This is a genomic window from Streptococcus infantis (assembly GCF_964243025.1).
GTDB lineage: Bacteria > Bacillota > Bacilli > Lactobacillales > Streptococcaceae > Streptococcus > Streptococcus infantis_N.
Genome location: NZ_CAXTDJ010000002.1, coordinates 164,425 through 180,504 on the forward strand (window position 1 = coordinate 164,425; position 16,080 = coordinate 180,504).

Annotated in this window: 19 protein-coding genes; 5 read left to right on the top strand and 14 right to left on the bottom strand. The window is 40.4% G+C overall.

The features are described from left to right. The first annotated feature begins 8 nt into the window (after positions 1–8). The 4 genes from ACESNQ_RS03100 (at position 9) to nusB (ending at position 2,825) form a co-directional block, all read left to right on the top strand. On the top strand, positions 9–1,358 hold the full coding sequence (locus tag ACESNQ_RS03100) for an SPFH domain-containing protein (protein WP_314943540.1): 1,350 nt from the start codon (positions 9–11) through the stop codon (positions 1,356–1,358). 80 nt (positions 1,359–1,438) lie between these two features. After that, the gene (efp, locus tag ACESNQ_RS03105; RefSeq protein WP_004251910.1) at positions 1,439–1,999 is read left to right on the top strand and encodes an elongation factor P; all 561 of its coding nucleotides are present in this window, start codon (positions 1,439–1,441) and stop codon (positions 1,997–1,999) included. 21 nt (positions 2,000–2,020) lie between these two features. Next, positions 2,021–2,410, top strand: coding sequence for an Asp23/Gls24 family envelope stress response protein (locus ACESNQ_RS03110; protein ID WP_036756919.1), 390 nt, complete (start codon positions 2,021–2,023; stop codon positions 2,408–2,410). Then, positions 2,403–2,825 (top strand): transcription antitermination factor NusB, encoded by a 423-nt coding sequence (gene nusB / locus ACESNQ_RS03115; protein ID WP_004251901.1) that lies wholly within the window; start codon positions 2,403–2,405, stop codon positions 2,823–2,825. Before ACESNQ_RS03110 ends, nusB begins: the two co-directional genes overlap by 8 nt. A 56-nt stretch (positions 2,826–2,881) precedes the next feature. On the opposite strand, the gene ACESNQ_RS03120 is transcribed toward nusB, so the two are convergent. The 14 genes from ACESNQ_RS03120 to ACESNQ_RS03185 form a co-directional block, all read right to left on the bottom strand. Beyond that, complete coding sequence (locus ACESNQ_RS03120; RefSeq protein WP_373074938.1) at positions 2,882–3,607, bottom strand: CPBP family intramembrane glutamic endopeptidase; 726 nt, start codon at positions 3,605–3,607, stop codon at positions 2,882–2,884. A 158-nt stretch (positions 3,608–3,765) separates the two neighbouring features. Beyond that, complete coding sequence (locus ACESNQ_RS03125) at positions 3,766–4,533, bottom strand: acetyl-CoA carboxylase carboxyl transferase subunit alpha (protein WP_373074940.1); 768 nt, start codon at positions 4,531–4,533, stop codon at positions 3,766–3,768. After that, a complete protein-coding gene (accD, locus tag ACESNQ_RS03130) occupies positions 4,533–5,396 on the bottom strand; it encodes an acetyl-CoA carboxylase, carboxyltransferase subunit beta (RefSeq protein ID WP_254724512.1) in 864 nt (287 codons plus the stop codon). Before accD ends, ACESNQ_RS03125 begins: the two co-directional genes overlap by 1 nt. Before the next feature lie 185 nt (positions 5,397–5,581). Then, positions 5,582–6,949 (bottom strand): acetyl-CoA carboxylase biotin carboxylase subunit, encoded by a 1,368-nt coding sequence (accC, locus tag ACESNQ_RS03135; protein WP_373074942.1) that lies wholly within the window; start codon positions 6,947–6,949, stop codon positions 5,582–5,584. 11 nt (positions 6,950–6,960) lie between these two features. Continuing rightward, entirely contained in the window at positions 6,961–7,383 is a 423-nt protein-coding gene (gene fabZ / locus ACESNQ_RS03140; RefSeq protein WP_000565515.1) for a 3-hydroxyacyl-ACP dehydratase FabZ, read from the bottom strand. Then, complete coding sequence (gene accB / locus ACESNQ_RS03145) at positions 7,380–7,862, bottom strand: acetyl-CoA carboxylase biotin carboxyl carrier protein (RefSeq protein WP_373074948.1); 483 nt, start codon at positions 7,860–7,862, stop codon at positions 7,380–7,382. Before accB ends, fabZ begins: the two co-directional genes overlap by 4 nt. Before the next feature lie 2 nt (positions 7,863–7,864). Continuing rightward, positions 7,865–9,100: a beta-ketoacyl-ACP synthase II gene (fabF, locus tag ACESNQ_RS03150; RefSeq protein WP_373075172.1), complete on the bottom strand. Its 1,236-nt coding sequence runs from the start codon at positions 9,098–9,100 to the stop codon at positions 7,865–7,867. Between the two features lie 22 nt (positions 9,101–9,122). Further along, a complete protein-coding gene (gene fabG, locus ACESNQ_RS03155) occupies positions 9,123–9,857 on the bottom strand; it encodes a 3-oxoacyl-[acyl-carrier-protein] reductase (RefSeq protein ID WP_373074950.1) in 735 nt (244 codons plus the stop codon). A 32-nt stretch (positions 9,858–9,889) separates the two neighbouring features. Then, on the bottom strand, positions 9,890–10,810 hold the full coding sequence (fabD, locus tag ACESNQ_RS03160) for an ACP S-malonyltransferase (protein ID WP_373074952.1): 921 nt from the start codon (positions 10,808–10,810) through the stop codon (positions 9,890–9,892). Further along, positions 10,803–11,777 (bottom strand): enoyl-[acyl-carrier-protein] reductase FabK, encoded by a 975-nt coding sequence (gene fabK, locus ACESNQ_RS03165; RefSeq protein ID WP_373074953.1) that lies wholly within the window; start codon positions 11,775–11,777, stop codon positions 10,803–10,805. The genes fabD and fabK overlap by 8 nt, the downstream gene beginning before the upstream one ends. A 116-nt stretch (positions 11,778–11,893) precedes the next feature. Further along, on the bottom strand, positions 11,894–12,118 hold the full coding sequence (locus ACESNQ_RS03170) for an acyl carrier protein (RefSeq protein ID WP_000257840.1): 225 nt from the start codon (positions 12,116–12,118) through the stop codon (positions 11,894–11,896). 58 nt (positions 12,119–12,176) lie between these two features. Further along, the gene (locus tag ACESNQ_RS03175) at positions 12,177–13,151 is read right to left on the bottom strand and encodes a beta-ketoacyl-ACP synthase III (protein ID WP_373074956.1); all 975 of its coding nucleotides are present in this window, start codon (positions 13,149–13,151) and stop codon (positions 12,177–12,179) included. Then, positions 13,151–13,585: a fatty acid biosynthesis transcriptional regulator FabT gene (gene fabT, locus ACESNQ_RS03180; RefSeq protein ID WP_004251873.1), complete on the bottom strand. Its 435-nt coding sequence runs from the start codon at positions 13,583–13,585 to the stop codon at positions 13,151–13,153. Before fabT ends, ACESNQ_RS03175 begins: the two co-directional genes overlap by 1 nt. 90 nt (positions 13,586–13,675) lie before the next feature. Further along, the gene (locus ACESNQ_RS03185) at positions 13,676–14,461 is read right to left on the bottom strand and encodes an enoyl-CoA hydratase (RefSeq protein WP_373074958.1); all 786 of its coding nucleotides are present in this window, start codon (positions 14,459–14,461) and stop codon (positions 13,676–13,678) included. A 253-nt stretch (positions 14,462–14,714) separates the two neighbouring features. Here ACESNQ_RS03185 and ACESNQ_RS03190 point away from each other — a divergent pair, with 253 nt between their 5' ends. Beyond that, on the top strand, positions 14,715–16,079 hold the full coding sequence (locus ACESNQ_RS03190) for an aspartate kinase (RefSeq protein WP_373074960.1): 1,365 nt from the start codon (positions 14,715–14,717) through the stop codon (positions 16,077–16,079). Position 16,080 lies beyond the last annotated feature (1 nt).

The following is a 16,080-nucleotide window of genomic DNA, read 5'->3' on the forward strand; positions in this document are numbered from 1 at the left end:
AGGAAATTATGGGATTTATTCGCGCTGCCCTTTCAGCTGGGCTAAATAGTTTTAATGATAGCAAATTCAAGGAAGCCGTTGTACTTCCAGACCAAGTCTCTGCAGACGTCATGGCCATCAAGGGACAATTGCTTACAAAAGATCCTGACGGTGGTTCAAGACAAAGCAATCAAAATACAGGACTATTAACAGACGGTTCTGTTGTCATTGTCCCTCAAGGATATGTTGCTGTTCTTGTCAATAATGGTACCTTCCTAGGGGATGTACTTGAAGCTGGAAGCCATGAATGGCGTGCAGGTGATAACGCTTGGCTCCTTGAAAAAGGTGGAATCAAGGGTACTTGGGAAAACTTCAAAAACCGCTTCTCTTTTGGTGGACAAGTTATTACTCGACAAGAAATCATCTTTATCCGTATGCAACCGATTGCGGGGAATAAATTTGGTACACAAAACGCTGTAGAATACTTCAGTGAACGTTACCAACAATTGCTCAATATCCGTTTCTATGGTTTGTTTGATATCAAGATTTCCGACCCAGTACTTTTCTACGTTAGCTCTATCAGTCAACAAATTGACGAACATAAACCATTTACACTCCAAGATATTGCTCAAGGAACTCTTCGGCAAAATATTTCTCCTAAAATTGCGATCGCAATTGCCAAATTTACTAATGAGTACCGAGTTGATATCTATAGCCTCAATGCTAATCAAGATACCTTCAATGAAATTGCTAAACAAGAAGTCAATAAGGTATGGACTGGTCTTTACGGTATTGAAGCAACCAATATCCTTCTTGAGGATTTGAGCTACGACCAAGAAAGCTTGGAACTTGTTCGTAAACTTGATAGCGAACTCGTTGCTATGAAATACAATACCATCGAAATTGAAGAACGTCGTGCTCGTAACGAAGCTCTTATTGCTGCAGCCAATAACGAAGGTAATGGCAATGGTATGAACATGTTTATGGGTATGAACCTAGGGCAAACTCTCGGTGGTCAACTCACCCAACAAGCTCAACCTGTTAGCCCAAATCAAACCGTTCCCCCAGTACAACCCGCTGATCCAAACCAAGCATTTACTCCAGGACAAACTGCAAGTCCTGAGCAAGCTGCTAGCCCACTAGAGACTGTTAGCCCTGAACAACCCGCTAACTCAGTAGAATCTACTAATCCAGAAATGACAACTCCTGCACAAGAAACTACTACTCAAGAAGTCACAAATTCTGCAGAAGAATCTACTAGTCCTGAACAAACTACCAACTCTAAACAAACCGCTAATAAAAACTTCTACATCGAAGTCGATGGCAAGTACGTATTGGTAACCAAAGACGAAGAAGGAAACATCGTTCCTGTCAACTAATCTCACTTTCCTGATATTTGAGAAATCTTACGACTTATGATACAATAAAGAGTAAATTATTTTATTAAAGAGGTAAAAACATGATCGAAGCAAGTAAATTAAAGGCTGGTATGACCTTTGAAACAGCTGACGGAAAATTGATCCGCGTTTTGGAAGCTAGCCACCACAAACCAGGTAAAGGAAATACTATCATGCGTATGAAATTGCGTGATGTCCGTACTGGTTCAACATTTGAAACTAGCTACCGTCCAGAGGAAAAATTTGAACAAGCGATTATCGAAACTGTGCCAGCACAATACTTGTACAAAATGGACGATACAGCTTATTTCATGAACACTGAAACTTACGACCAATACGAAATCCCAGTTGTAAATGTTGAAAATGAATTGCTTTATATCCTTGAAAATTCTGAAGTTAAAATTCAATTTTACGGAACTGAAGTAATCGGTGTAACAGTACCTACAACTGTTGAATTAACAGTTGCTGAAACTCAACCATCTATTAAAGGTGCAACTGTTACCGGTTCTGGTAAACCAGCTACAATGGAAACTGGTCTTGTCGTGAACGTTCCAGACTTCATCGAAGCAGGACAAAAACTCGTTATCAACACTGCAGAAGGAACTTACGTTTCTCGTGCCTAATCTCTAGAAAGAGGTCATTCTATGGGAATTGAAGAACAATTAGGCGAAATCGTTATCGCCCCACGTGTACTTGAAAAAATCATTGCAATTGCTACAGCTAAAGTTGATGGTGTCCACTCTTTTTCAAATAAATCAGTATCTGACACCCTTTCAAAACTTTCACTCGGTCGTGGCGTCTATCTAAAAGAATCTGAAGAAGAACTAATAGCTGATATCTATCTCTATCTTGAGTATGGTGTCAAGGTTCCTAAGGTTGCAATGGCTATTCAAAAAGCTGTAAAAGATGCCGTTCGTAATATGGCTGATGTTGAACTCAATGCTGTGAATATTCACGTTGCTGGTATTGCACCAGATAAAACACCAAAACCAGCATTAACAGATTTATTTGATGAGGACTTCCTCAATGACTAGTCCATTATTAGAATCTAGACGCGAACTACGAAAATGTGCCTTCCAAGCACTGATGAGTCTTGAATATGGTTCTGATATTGAAACTGCTTGTCGCTTCGCTTATACTCATGATCGAGAAGACGACGAGGTAAAACTCCCTAGCTTCCTAATCGATCTTGTATCTGGTGTTCAAGCTCAAAAAGAGGAACTAGACAAACAAATCACTCAGCATTTAAAGTCTGGTTGGACTATTGAACGTTTAACCTTAGTTGAAAAGAATTTATTGCGTTTAGGAGTTTTCGAAATCACTTCCTTTGATACTCCTCAACTTGTAGCTGTGAATGAAGCTATTGAACTTGCAAAAAGCTTTTCAGATCAAAAATCAGCCCGTTTCATTAACGGACTACTCAGTCAATTTGTAACTGAAGAAAACTAACTATAAAAAGTGTTTGATAGATATCAAACACTTTTTTATTTGTCACCTCAAATTTTCTATCTAAAAAGACGATCATAGATTAAATTAGAAAGAAATAACCAGATGAAATCTGCATGAATGAGAAAGTTAATAAAACTATGGCACAGGATGGTGATTTTTAAATTCTTTGTCCAGCGGTAGACTAGGGCAAAGAAAAGACCGAAAAAACTATAAACCATCAAACTGATAGGGTCACGATGGGACAATACCAAATGACTGAACCCAAATATCAGAGCTGATAAGATAACATCCAAGTAATACTTGGAGTTAGGGAAGAAGGTATTCATAAAATAGCCTCTATGAACAATCTCCTCCAATATAGGCCCCAAAATGACAACTGAAACAAAAGAGAAGCAAGTCGTTAAAATAGTAGATTGCCCACTGAAGGATAGGACCGAAAGAAGATCTTCAAAAATATAGTGATTATTAATGAAGCGACTAAACTGTAAGTAAAAAGCACTTGAGAACTGACGGACAAAATAAGTAGCCACTAGACTAACTAAAAGGTAAAAGAATCTGGATCTTTTCGAGCCACTTTTCTCAAAAATATAGAGCATTTTTTTCTTTTTTAGCCAATAGATAAATAGTCCTAAAAGAGCTAGTTGCTCTACTGCTACAATAATAGAATAGCCATCCATACCCCAGACAAACATCTTAGCCAGATAAAGACTACTGAAATCTAGTAGATAAATTGATAGGAATACCAGTAATGTATAGATTCCCAAATGACCTATTTTTTTCATATTCACTCCCAAAAAGCTTTGTTGACTTATTTTTATAGCACACGCATCTCTTGTTATATTAACAGATATTTTTACAAGAGTCAATTTTTCATTCTGAAATGTATTTTATAGAATCCAAAAAGCTAGAACTAAGTATAAGTCTAGCTTTTTTATATTTCTTAGTATTTTCTAAAGCGTTGGTAACGTTCCTCAATGAGTTGATCTAATGGAAGTTTCCCAAGTTCATCAAGTTCTGCTCGGAGTTGTTCTTTGACTTGCTTGATTAAATCTTTGCTTGATAGACCTACCTCAGAGATAACCTTATCAACAATTTTCATCTCTAGCAATTCGAAAGAAGTAATTTTCATCAACTCTGCAGCTTCCATGGCGCGACTGCCATCCTTCCAAAGAATAGAAGCAAAGCCTTCAGGACTGAGAACTGCATAGATCGAGTTTTCTAACATCCAAACACGGTCAGCTACTGCAAGAGCTAAAGCCCCTCCTGAGCCACCTTCACCGATAATAATGGCAATAATTGGCACCTTGAGGTCGCTCATCTCCATGAGGTTACGGGCAATAGCTTCACCTTGCCCACGCTCTTCTGCTCCGATACCAGGATAGGCACCAGCCGTGTTGATAAAGGTTACAACAGGACGGCCAAATTTTTCAGCCTGCTTCATCAAGCGAAGGGCTTTTCGATAACCTTCAGGATGAGGTTGTCCAAAGTTACGGTTAAGATTATCCTGTAAGCTTTTACCTTTTTGAATTCCAACAACAGTTACTGCTTGGTTTCCCAACCAACCGATACCACCAATAATAGCACCATCATCTCGGAAAGAGCGATCACCATGGAGCTCTACAAAGTCATCAAATATTCCTGTTGCGAAGTCCAAGGCAGTTAAGCGGGTTTGTTCACGTGCTTCTCTGACGATTTTTGCAATATTCATCAACAATCCCCCTTATGTAACCTTACTAATCGAGCAATCATATCTGGCAATTCTCTCCGTTTAACAATCGCATCCACAAATCCATGTTCTAACAAAAACTCTGCCTTCTGGAAATCCTCTGGCAAATCTTCCCTTACGGTATTTTCAATGACACGGCGTCCAGCAAATCCTACTAAACTTTGGGGCTCTGCCAAGATGATATCACCCTCCATAGCAAAGGAAGCTGTAACACCACCAGTTGTTGGATCAGTAAGGATTGTTAGGTAAAAGAGACCTGCATTGGAATGACGTTTGACTGCTGCAGAGATTTTAGCCATCTGCATCAAACTCATGATTCCTTCTTGCATACGTGCTCCACCAGATGCTGTAAACAAGACGACTGGTAATTTTTCAGCTGTCGCATATTCAAACAAACGAGTGATTTTTTCACCAACTACTGTTCCCATAGACGCCATGATAAAGTTGGAATCCATAATTCCGAGAGCAACTTTTTCGCCCTTAATCAAAGCAGTTCCTGTAACAACAGCCTCATCAAGACCTGTTTTTTCACGCATAGAGGCTAATTTTTTCTGGTAGCCTGGAAATTCCAATGGATCTTGCGTCTCAATTCCTGTGAACATCTCTAGGAAGCTTCCCATATCAATGGTTAAAGCAAGACGCTCTTGAGCTGAAATACGGAAGGTATAGCCACAGTGAGGACAAATACGGTCACTTCCCAAATCCTTCTGGTAAATGGTATGTTTACAACCTGGACATTTTGAGAAGAGTTCGTCTGGAACCTCAGGCTTAGCTTGGGGCTTTTCTCTAAGTGAACGATTGGGATTAATTCGTATATATTTTTCTTTTTTACTAAATAGAGCCATACATCCCCCTTTTCAGTCTTATACTATTTTTATACTCAATGAAAATCAAAGAGCAAACTAGGAAGCCAGCTGCAGGTTGCTCAAAGCACTGCTTTGAGGTTGTAGATAAGACTGACGAAGTCAGTCACATTTATAATCCAAAGCGAAGCTGACGCGGTTTGAAGAGATTATCGAAGAGTATTACATTATTCTTTTTCTTGATAGTGTGGTAAGAAAGTTTCCATCAAGAATGAAGTATCGTAGTCTCCTGCAATCACGCGTCGATCTGAAATCAAATCGAGTTGGAAATCAGCATTGGTGACAACCCCTTCAATTTCTAGTTCATAAAGAGCTCGTTGCATTTTCATAAGTGCATCAAAACGATTTTCACCATGAACAATAATTTTAGCAATCATACTATCATAGTATGGCGGAATGGTATAACCTGGATAAACTGCAGAATCAACACGCAAGCCAACACCACCACTTGGTAGATAAAGATTGGTAATCTTACCTGGACTTGGTGCAAAATTAAAGGCTGGGTTTTCTGCATTAATGCGACACTCAATGGCATGTCCTTTTAGAACAATGTCTTCTTGTTTCAAGGTCAAAGGTTGACCTGCTGCGATACGGATTTGTTCCTTAACAATATCTACACCTGAAACAAATTCGGTTACCGGGTGTTCCACTTGGACACGCGTATTCATTTCCATAAAGTAGAATTTTCCAGTTGCTTCATCTAGTAGGAATTCAATAGTACCAGCATTCTCGTAACCAACAGATTCCGCTGCACGAGCTGCCGCTGCACCAATTTCATTACGAAGTGTTTTCCCGATAGCAATCGAAGGACTTTCTTCTAAAACCTTTTGGTTATTCCGTTGAAGCGAACAGTCACGTTCACCAAGGTGAATAACATGTCCCATTTGGTCAGCAAGAACCTGTACTTCAATGTGGCGAGCAGGATAAATCACACGCTCTAGGTACATAGCCCCATTACCAAAGTTGGCTTTGGCTTCACTAGAGGCTGTTTCAAAGGCTGACACAAGATCTTCTGCTTTTTCAACCTTACGAATTCCTTTACCACCACCTCCAGCTGAAGCTTTCAACATAACTGGATAACCAATTTTTTCGGCAATAGCCAGAGCCTCTTCTGCAGTATGGACTTCTCCATCTGATCCTGGAATGACAGGCACGTTTGCCTTAATCATTTGAGCACGGGCGTTAATTTTATCTCCCATGACATCCATGACACCAGCTGATGGTCCGATAAATTTGATACCGACTTCTTCACACATGGTTGCAAACTTGGAATTTTCACTTAAAAAACCAAATCCAGGGTGAATAGCTTCAGCTTCAGTCAAGACCGCAGCTGATAGGATGGCATTGATGTTCAGATAAGATTCTGTAGCCTTCCCAGGGCCGATACAGATAGCCTCATCAGCCAAAAGCGTGTGGAGAGCTTCCTTGTCAGCAGTCGAATAGACAGCGACTGTTGCAATTCCTAACTCTCGTGCCGCACGAATAATACGAACAGCAATTTCACCACGATTGGCAATTAAAATCTTACGAAACATGGAAAACCTCCCTAGTTTCCAATAGCAAAGGTCAGAGTACCGCTTGCTGCAAGCTTACCATCTACTTCTGCCTTCGCTTCTACTACGGCGATTGTGCCACGACGTTTGACAAAAGTTGCTGTCATGACAAGCTGATCACCAGGAACAACTTGTTTTTTAAATTTCACTTTGTCCATACCAGCATAGAAAACGAGTTTCCCTTTGTTTTCTGGTTTAGACAATTCCAAAACACCTGCTGTCTGAGCCAAGGCTTCCATAATGAGGACTCCAGGCATAACTGGGTATTGAGGAAAATGACCATTGAAGAAAGGTTCGTTAATCGTCACATTTTTAATGGCAACGATTGTATCTTCACTGACTTCCAAAACACGATCTACTAAGAGCATGGGATAGCGGTGGGGCAAAGCTTCTTTAATTCCTTGAATATCAATCATTTGATACGTACCAAGCCTTTCCCGAACTCAACCATTTCTTCATTTTCAACAAGAATTTCTGTTACGACACCATCTTTAGGTGCTGGAATTTCATTCATGACCTTCATAGCTTCGATGATGACCAAGGTTTGGCCTTTTTTAACAGTATCACCAACTGAAACAAAATTAGGTTTATCTGGTCCAGAAGCCAAGTAAGCAACTCCAACAAGTGGACTTTCTACAAGGTCTCCTTCAGCTACAGATTCAGTAGTATTTGATTCTGGAACAGTTTCTACAACTGGTGCTGTAGTTGGAGCTTGTGGTGCAACTGTAGGTGCAGCTACTGAAACCACTTGTTGAGGTGCTGGACTTGTTTCTGCCACAAGTTTCGCTTCATTCTTACTGAAGACCAACTCATCCGTTCCATTTTTATAAGAAAATTCTTTCAAGCTTGACTGGTCAAATTGCGCCATCAAGTCTTTGATTTCATTTAAATTCATCTTTACTTATTCTCCCAACGTTTGAAAGCAAGAACTGCATTATGCCCACCAAATCCAAAAGTATTTGAGATAGCATAAGGAATTTCACGTTCCACACCTTGTCCATAAATAACGTTTGCTTCGATGTAATCTGACAATTCTGTTGTTCCAGCTGTCATTGGAACATAGTTGTTACGGATTGCTTCAATTGTTGCAATGGCTTCAACTGCCCCTGCTGCACCGAGCAAGTGTCCTGTAAATGACTTGGTTGAAGATACAGGTACTTCCTTACCAAGAACCGCTACGATAGCTCCGCTTTCTCCCTTTTCATTAGCAGGAGTTGATGTCCCGTGAGCATTGACATAAGCTACTTGGTCTGGTGTGATTTCAGCTTCCTCCAAGGCAAGTTTGATAGCTTTAATAGCCCCTTGACCTTCTGGATGTGGTGAAGTCATATGGTAGGCATCACAAGTGTTGCCATAACCAACAACTTCGGCTAGGATCGTTGCTCCGCGTTTTTCCGCATGCTCTAAACTTTCAAGAACCAACATACCTGATCCTTCACCCATGACAAATCCATTACGATCTTTGTCGAATGGAATAGAAGCACGAGTTGGATCTTCTGTTGTTGAAAGAGCTGTTAAGGCTTGGAAACCAGCAATCGCAAATGGAGTAATAGATGATTCTGAGCCACCAACCAGCATGATATCTTGGAAACCAAATTTGATAGAACGGAAGGCATCTCCGATAGCGTCATTTGATGAAGCACAAGCTGTATTGATAGATTTACAGATACCATTTGCCCCAAAGCGCATAGCAACATTTCCTGCTGCCATATTTGGCAAGGCTTTTGGAAGTGTCAATGGTTTTACACGTTTTGGTCCTTTGTCGTGAAGGCGAAGCACTTGGTCTTCGATTTCTCTGATTCCACCGATACCTGATGCAACAATGACACCAAAGCGGTCTTTATCAAGCGCTTCTACGTCAAGATTAGCATGGTCAACTGCTTCTTGAGCAGCATACAAGGCATACAAAGAATAGTCATCGAAACGATTGGTATCTTTTTTTACAAAATATTTGTCAAAAGGAAAATCATTAATCTCTGCTGCATTATGGACGTCAAAAGCACTGTGATCAAACTTGGTGATTTCACCAATCCCAATCTTTCCGTTCTTCAGACTGTTCCAAAATTCTTCTGGTGTATTCCCAATTGGAGATGTTAATCCATAACCTGTTACTACTACACGATTTAGTTTCATTTTCATACCTCTATTTTAACTCTTATTGCATGGTAAGTCCACCATCAATTGCAATGACTTGTCCCGTTAGATAATCTTGGCTTGCAAGAAAGGCTGTCACCTCTGCGACCTGCTCAGCTTGGCCAAATTGTTTCATCGGAATTTGTGCCAACATAGCATCTTTTACCTTATCAGATAGGACTGCAGTCATATCAGATTCGATCATTCCTGGTGCAATGGCATTGACACGCACATTACGATTGGCCACCTCACGTGCTACTGATTTGGTAAATCCAATCAAACCAGCCTTAGATGCAGCGTAGTTTGCTTGACCGATATTTCCCATCAAACCAACGACACTAGACATATTGATAATGGCCCCTTCACGTGCTTTTATCATCTGCTTCAAGACTGCTTGCGTCATATTGAAGGCTCCCGTTAGATTGACTTTCAAGACCTTCTCAAAATCTTCTTCTGTCATCTTCAGCATGAGAGTGTCTTGAGTAATCCCAGCGTTATTCACTAGGACGTCAACTGAGCCTAGCTCTTCAATGGCTTGATCCACCATGCGTTTTGCATCTGTGAAGTCTGAGACATCACCAGAAATAGCAATAACTTTCACCCCGTATGGTTTAAACTCGTCTAGAAGTTCTTCGGAGATCTCACCACGACTATTCAAGACAACGTTGGCTCCCAAGCTGGCAAATTTGTGAGCAATGGCGAGACCAATTCCTCGACTTGAGCCCGTAATAAAGACATTTTTCTGTTCTAGTTTCATTTTTCTCCTTTCAGAACTTCTACTATTTTGGTCTAATTTTCTAAGAGTGCTTGTAAACTTGCTTGATCTTCAACATTTGCAAGTTGAGCAGTTTTATCAATCTTTTTGACGAATCCTGACAAGACTTTTCCAGGGCCAATCTCGATAAAACGAGTGACTCCCGCTTCTTGCATGACTGCAATGCTCTCATAAAAACGAACAGGTTCCTTAACTTGACGAGTCAAGAGTTCTGCAATTCGTTCTTTTTCCATGACTTTTGCTTCTGTATTACCAACAAGTGGACAAGCAAAGTCATTAAACTCAACATCTTCTAAGACTTGAGCCAATTTTTGACTAGCAGATTTCAATAAAGCTGTATGGAAAGGTCCAGAAACATTTAGCGGAATCAAACGCTTTGCTCCTGCTTCTTGCAAGAGTTGAACCGCACGATCTACCGCCACTACCTCACCACCAATAACAATTTGACTCGGCGTATTGTAGTTAGCTGGAGTTACAACACCAAGTTTAGAGGCTTCTTGACAAGCTTTTTCAATTACTTCAACCGGTGTATTAAGCACAGCTACCATTTTCCCTGATCCTGCTGGTGCTGCTTCTTCCATATAAGTCCCACGTTTAGCAACTAGAGCTACCGCATCTTCAAAATCCAAGGCACCACTAGCTACAAGGGCAGAATATTCACCAAGAGACAGACCTGCCACCATATCAGGTTGGTAACCTTTTTCCTTTAAAAGGCGATAGATAGCAAGGGATGTAGCTAGAATAGCTGGTTGCGTGTAACGAGTCTGATTTAGTTTCGTTTCATCGTTATCAATCAAGTCACGAAGGTCATAACCCAAGACTTGGCTAGCTTGGTCAATTGTTTCCTTGACAATAGCATATTGGTCATATAGCTCTCGCCCCATCCCTAGGTACTGGGCACCTTGACCTGCAAATAAAAAGGCTGTTTTAGTCATTTCTTGTAACTCCTGCCCAACGAGCGGCTTCTTCCTGTATTTTCTCAGCTGCACCGTAGTAGATATCCTTGAGTATTTCCTCAACGGTTTCTTCCTTCGAAACTAGACCTGCAATCTGACCAGCCATCACTGAACCGCCATCCACATCACCATGGACAACAGCCTTAGCTAAGGCTCCTGCGCCCATTTGTTCAAAGATTTCTAAGTCTGGATTTTCTTGTTTAAAGGCATCTTTTTCAGCTTGCTCGAAATCACGAGTCAATTGATTTTTGATGGCACGAACTGCGTGACCAAAATGTTGTGCTGAAATAGTTGTATCAATATCACGAGCTTTTAAAATCTTAGCTTTGTAGTTTGGATGAGCATTTGATTCTTTAGCAACTACAAAACGAGTTCCTACTTGCACAGCTTCCGCACCAAGCATAAATCCAGCAGCAGCTCCCTCACCGTCTGCAATACCACCTGCAGCGATAACAGGAATTGAAACAGCCGCCGCAACTTGACGAACCAAGGTCATGGTTGTTAATTTACCAATGTGCCCACCGGCTTCCATACCTTCACAAATGACAGCATCTGCACCGATTTTTTCCATACGTTTAGCCAAAGCTACGCTAGGAACTACAGGAATAACGGTGATTCCTGCTTCATGAAATCGCTCCATATATTTACTTGGGTTTCCTGCACCAGTTGTGACCACCTTAACCCCTTCTTCAATAACGAGGTCAACAATATCCTCAACAAATGGAGACAAGAGCATGATATTGACACCAAAAGGCTTGTCTGTTAATGATTTAATCTTATCGATGTTGGCTTTAACCACTTCTTTAGGTGCGTTTCCTCCACCAATGATACCGAGACCACCAGCTTTTGAAACAGCTCCAGCCAAATCGCCATCTGCCACCCAGGCCATTCCACCTTGGAAGATAGGATATTTAATATTTAATAATTCAGTGATACGTGTTTTCATATTGCCTCCATAAGTCTTGCTTACGTAATAGTTCGACTTTATTATAATTTGACGGTCAAACTATTACCTAAACAAGAGGGAGCGGGTCTCCCCTACTCCTTCTTCATTTATTCTAATTATTTAGTTTGCTCTTCAACGTAAGCAACCAAGTCGCCAACTGTTTTCAAGTTGTCTTCAGCTTCGATTTGGATATCAAAAGCGTCTTCGATTTCTGAGATTACTTGGAACAAGTCCAATGAATCTGCATCCAAATCATCAAAAGTAGATTCAAGTGTTACTTCTGATGCATCTTTTCCAAGTTCTTCAACGATAATTTCTTGTACTTTTTCAAATACTGCCATGATAGACTCCTTTAAAATAAATAGTTTTTTTATAACAATGTGATCACCACATGATTACCTAAATTGTAACAATAAGTGTGCCCCATGTCAAACCTCCACCGAAACCTGACAAGAGAACTTTTTGGCTACCATCCAAATGGATGAGCCCTTCTTCTACACACTCAGAAAGTAAAATCGGGATACTTGCCGCACTAGTATTTCCATACTTCATCATATTAGCAGGAAGCTTGTCACGATCGACACCGATTTTTCTAGCCATCTTATCTAAAATTCGAATATTAGCTTGATGAAGCAAGAGATAATCGAGTTCATCTGCTGATATTGGACTTTTTTCGATGGTCTGTTTAATAGATTTAGCCACGTCTCGAATTGCAAAGTCAAAAACTGCTCTCCCATCCATTTTCAAGAAAACATCTGGTTCTTCTTGAATCGAAAATGGTGAAATCAATCCTGTCTGTCCATAAGTGAGACACTCACCACGAGAACCATCGCTATTGAGACTTTCAGCTAAGAAATGTTTTTGGTCACTTGCCTCAAGTAGTACACCACCAGCTCCATCTCCGAACAAGACAGCTGTTGAGCGGTCAGACCAATCCAAAGATTTTGACATGGTCTCACTACCAATAACCAGCCCCTTACGATATGTTCCTGAAGAAATGAACTTTTCTGCAGTCGATAGGGCAAAAACAAATCCACTACAAGCAGCTGTTAAATCATAGGCAAAAGCCTTATGAGCGCCAATCTTTGCCTGAACACGAGCTGCGGTTGAGGGCATCATCGAGTCAGGTGTCATCGTCGATATAATGATGAAATCTAGCTCTTCAGCAGAAATCCCTGCCTTCTCTAGAAGTTGTCTTGCAACCTCTGTCGCTAGATCTCCTGTTGATTCTGTCTTGGAAATATGGCGTTCTTTAATTCCTGTCCGACTTGAAATCCATTCATCACTCGTATCCATGACCTGAGCCAAGTCTTCGTTAGTGATAATCTGCTCTGGAGCATAATGAGCGACCTGGCTTATTTTTGCAAAAGCCATTACTTCAAATCCTCCAAAAAGTGATAAAGATTAGTCAACCCTTTTCCCATAACTTCAATCTCTTCAGGACTCATGCCCTCGATAATTCTTTCGACCATGGCCTTATGGAAACGTTTATGAAGACGATGAACGAGGCGACCTTTCTTTGTCAAATGCAGATGTACTACACGACGATCTTGATCTGAACGGATACGTTCGATGTATCCTTTTCGCTCCAAATTGTTTAAGCTCGTTGTCACAGTCCCTAGAGTTACCATTAACTCTTTGGACACCTGACTCGGAGTCACTTCTGGATACTTACCGATAACATCAATCGTGTGCATTTCTTTGATAGAGATGTCTTTGAAACGACTACCTCGCAAACTTACTTCCTCGATCACTAGGACGTTGTTAAAAATTGATGTTAAATAGTCATTGACTTGTTGGTAGTCCATTTCTCTTCCCTCCTTTATCAAAAAAGTTTAATAATCAAAACATTTGACAAGAAAAGTATATCAAACTTCAAAGAATAGTGCAAGTATTTTTTATTTCCCGACAAATTTTGGACGTCTTCTCTCAGAATGTGCACGAACACCTTCTTTAAAATCTTCCGTATAGGAAAGTGATTTTTGCAATTCTAGTTCAAGCTGAGCATATTCATGCCACTGTTTGAATTCACTCTCCCAAACTAGCTTCTTAATAGCAGCGTAGGAATTTGAAGAACCGCGTCTCAACTTCTTCAACAATTGTTCTCTTGTTTTTTCTAATTGTTCACTAGTACATAGACGATATAGAGCTCCTGCCTCCATTGCCTTTTCAGCGGTGAAAGCTTCTCCAGTCATAGCTAATTGAGTTGCTCTAGTTGCGCCGAGCGATCTTGTCAGCAAGAATAAGCCACCCGCGTCAGGAGCCAATCCTACACCTACAAAAGCCTGGATAAATTTAGACTTGTCAGATGCGATACAGAAATCAACTGCCAAGGCCATATTGGCTGCCGCTCCAGCAACTGCTCCATCCACCTCCATGATAACAGGTTTAGGAATCTGTTTAATCTTATAAGAAATAGTATTGACCAATTCAGCAATTCGAGTTAAGGAATCAATATCATCCTCATCGACAGCACGTTTCATTTCAACTAAATCGCCACCGACAGAAAACACCTTACCAGCAGCATTGATGAGAACAAATGAAACAGAATCGTCTTTTTCAGCTAATTCCAGTGCTTCTAAAATTTCTTCACACATAGGAATATGGAAACCATTTGCCACCTCGGGACGATTTAAAGTAATCACCGCTAAATCGTCTTGAATTTGAAAGATAATATGATTCATAGCCACTCCTTTAATTTAAAAAGCTGATTAAATTATTTTATCTTCAAAGTATATCTTTTTCTTTTTAATTATACAAGTAAAAATTGTATAAAAGTGTATCAGCCGATTTTTTAAGGGTATTTTCTATACTAAAAATAACTAAGTTAAGCTAATCATGTCCAGACCTCTAATAAGATGTAGCCTTTCCTATTGCAGATTGAAAAAAGCCCTTCTTTCTGCTATAATCGTATAAAATACTAACTGAGGAGTTCTTATGAAGGTTGTAAAATTTGGAGGAAGTTCACTCGCCTCTGCAAGCCAATTGAAAAAGGTTTTAAACATTGTAAAAAGTGACCCTGAACGTCGTTTTGTAGTTGTATCTGCACCAGGAAAGCGCGATGCTAAAGATACCAAGGTTACGGATGCTTTGATTAAATATTATCGTGATTATGTAGCAGGAAATGATATCAGTGCTAGTCAAAATTGGATTATCGATCGTTACGCTTCAATGGTTAGCGAACTAGGACTTAAACCAGCTGTTTTAGAACGAATCTCTAAAAGCATCCGAACTCTCGCTACCCTTCCAATTGAAAACAATGAATTTCTTTACGATACCTTCCTTGCTGCAGGGGAAAATAACAACGCTAAACTCATTGCAGCTTACTTTAACCAAAATGGATTAGAAGCTCGCTATGTTCATCCGCGAGAAGCTGGTATTGTTGTAACAAGCGAACCCGGAAATGCTCGTATCATTCCTTCAAGTTATGATAAAATCGAAGAACTCAATAATGGTACAGAAGTTCTCGTTATCCCTGGATTCTTCGGTGTGACTAAAGAGAATCAAATCTGTACCTTCTCACGTGGTGGTTCTGATATCACAGGTTCCATCATTGCTGCGGGGGTCAAAGCAGACCTTTATGAGAACTTTACTGATGTTGACGGAATTTTTGCTGCCCATCCTGGTATTATTCATAAACCACACTCGATTCCAGAATTAACCTACCGTGAGATGCGTGAGTTAGCCTATGCAGGATTCTCAGTGCTCCATGACGAAGCTCTCCTTCCGGCCTACCGCGGAAAAATTCCTTTGGTTATCAAAAATACTAACAATCCTGACCATCCAGGTACTCGCATCGTTCTGAAACACAGCAGTGATGAATTCCCAGTAGTGGGGATTGCTGGTGATTCTGGATTTGTCAGCATCAATATGTCTAAGTACCTCATGAACCGCGAAGTTGGTTTTGGTCGTAAAGTACTTCAAATTCTAGAAGACCTGAATATTGGTTGGGAACATATGCCAACTGGTATCGATGACCTATCTATCATTTTACGTTCACGAGAATTAACTCCTATTAAAGAAGAAGAAATCCTTCGTCAACTTGTTCAAAAAGCTGAAGTTGACCATGCAGAAATCGAACATGACCTGTCTATCATCATGATTGTTGGCGAAAAAATGAAGCGCCATATCGGGGTAACTGCTACAGCCACTCGTGCCTTATCTGAAAACAATATCAACATTCAAATGATGTCACAAGGTTCTAGTGAAGTTTCTATCATGTTCGTTGTCCACAAAGACCAAGAAAAAGCGGCCCTTAAGGCTCTCTACCAAGCATTTTTCGGTGAAAATAAGGAAGACTAAA

Coding starts and splice junctions, on each gene's coding strand:
- ACESNQ_RS03100 (WP_314943540.1), top strand. CDS start 9: ATGGGATTTATTCGCGCTGCCCTTTCAGCTGGGCTAAATAGTTTTAAT.
- efp (WP_004251910.1), top strand. CDS start 1,439: ATGATCGAAGCAAGTAAATTAAAGGCTGGTATGACCTTTGAAACAGCT.
- ACESNQ_RS03110 (WP_036756919.1), top strand. CDS start 2,021: ATGGGAATTGAAGAACAATTAGGCGAAATCGTTATCGCCCCACGTGTA.
- nusB (WP_004251901.1), top strand. CDS start 2,403: ATGACTAGTCCATTATTAGAATCTAGACGCGAACTACGAAAATGTGCC.
- ACESNQ_RS03120 (WP_373074938.1), bottom strand. CDS start 3,607: ATGAAAAAAATAGGTCATTTGGGAATCTATACATTACTGGTATTCCTA.
- ACESNQ_RS03125 (WP_373074940.1), bottom strand. CDS start 4,533: ATGAATATTGCAAAAATCGTCAGAGAAGCACGTGAACAAACCCGCTTA.
- accD (WP_254724512.1), bottom strand. CDS start 5,396: ATGGCTCTATTTAGTAAAAAAGAAAAATATATACGAATTAATCCCAAT.
- accC (WP_373074942.1), bottom strand. CDS start 6,949: ATGTTTCGTAAGATTTTAATTGCCAATCGTGGTGAAATTGCTGTTCGT.
- fabZ (WP_000565515.1), bottom strand. CDS start 7,383: ATGATTGATATTCAAGGAATTAAAGAAGCTTTGCCCCACCGCTATCCC.
- accB (WP_373074948.1), bottom strand. CDS start 7,862: ATGAATTTAAATGAAATCAAAGACTTGATGGCGCAATTTGACCAGTCA.
- fabF (WP_373075172.1), bottom strand. CDS start 9,100: ATGAAACTAAATCGTGTAGTAGTAACAGGTTATGGATTAACATCTCCA.
- fabG (WP_373074950.1), bottom strand. CDS start 9,857: ATGAAACTAGAACAGAAAAATGTCTTTATTACGGGCTCAAGTCGAGGA.
- fabD (WP_373074952.1), bottom strand. CDS start 10,810: ATGACTAAAACAGCCTTTTTATTTGCAGGTCAAGGTGCCCAGTACCTA.
- fabK (WP_373074953.1), bottom strand. CDS start 11,777: ATGAAAACACGTATCACTGAATTATTAAATATTAAATATCCTATCTTC.
- ACESNQ_RS03170 (WP_000257840.1), bottom strand. CDS start 12,118: ATGGCAGTATTTGAAAAAGTACAAGAAATTATCGTTGAAGAACTTGGA.
- ACESNQ_RS03175 (WP_373074956.1), bottom strand. CDS start 13,151: ATGGCTTTTGCAAAAATAAGCCAGGTCGCTCATTATGCTCCAGAGCAG.
- fabT (WP_004251873.1), bottom strand. CDS start 13,585: ATGGACTACCAACAAGTCAATGACTATTTAACATCAATTTTTAACAAC.
- ACESNQ_RS03185 (WP_373074958.1), bottom strand. CDS start 14,461: ATGAATCATATTATCTTTCAAATTCAAGACGATTTAGCGGTGATTACT.
- ACESNQ_RS03190 (WP_373074960.1), top strand. CDS start 14,715: ATGAAGGTTGTAAAATTTGGAGGAAGTTCACTCGCCTCTGCAAGCCAA.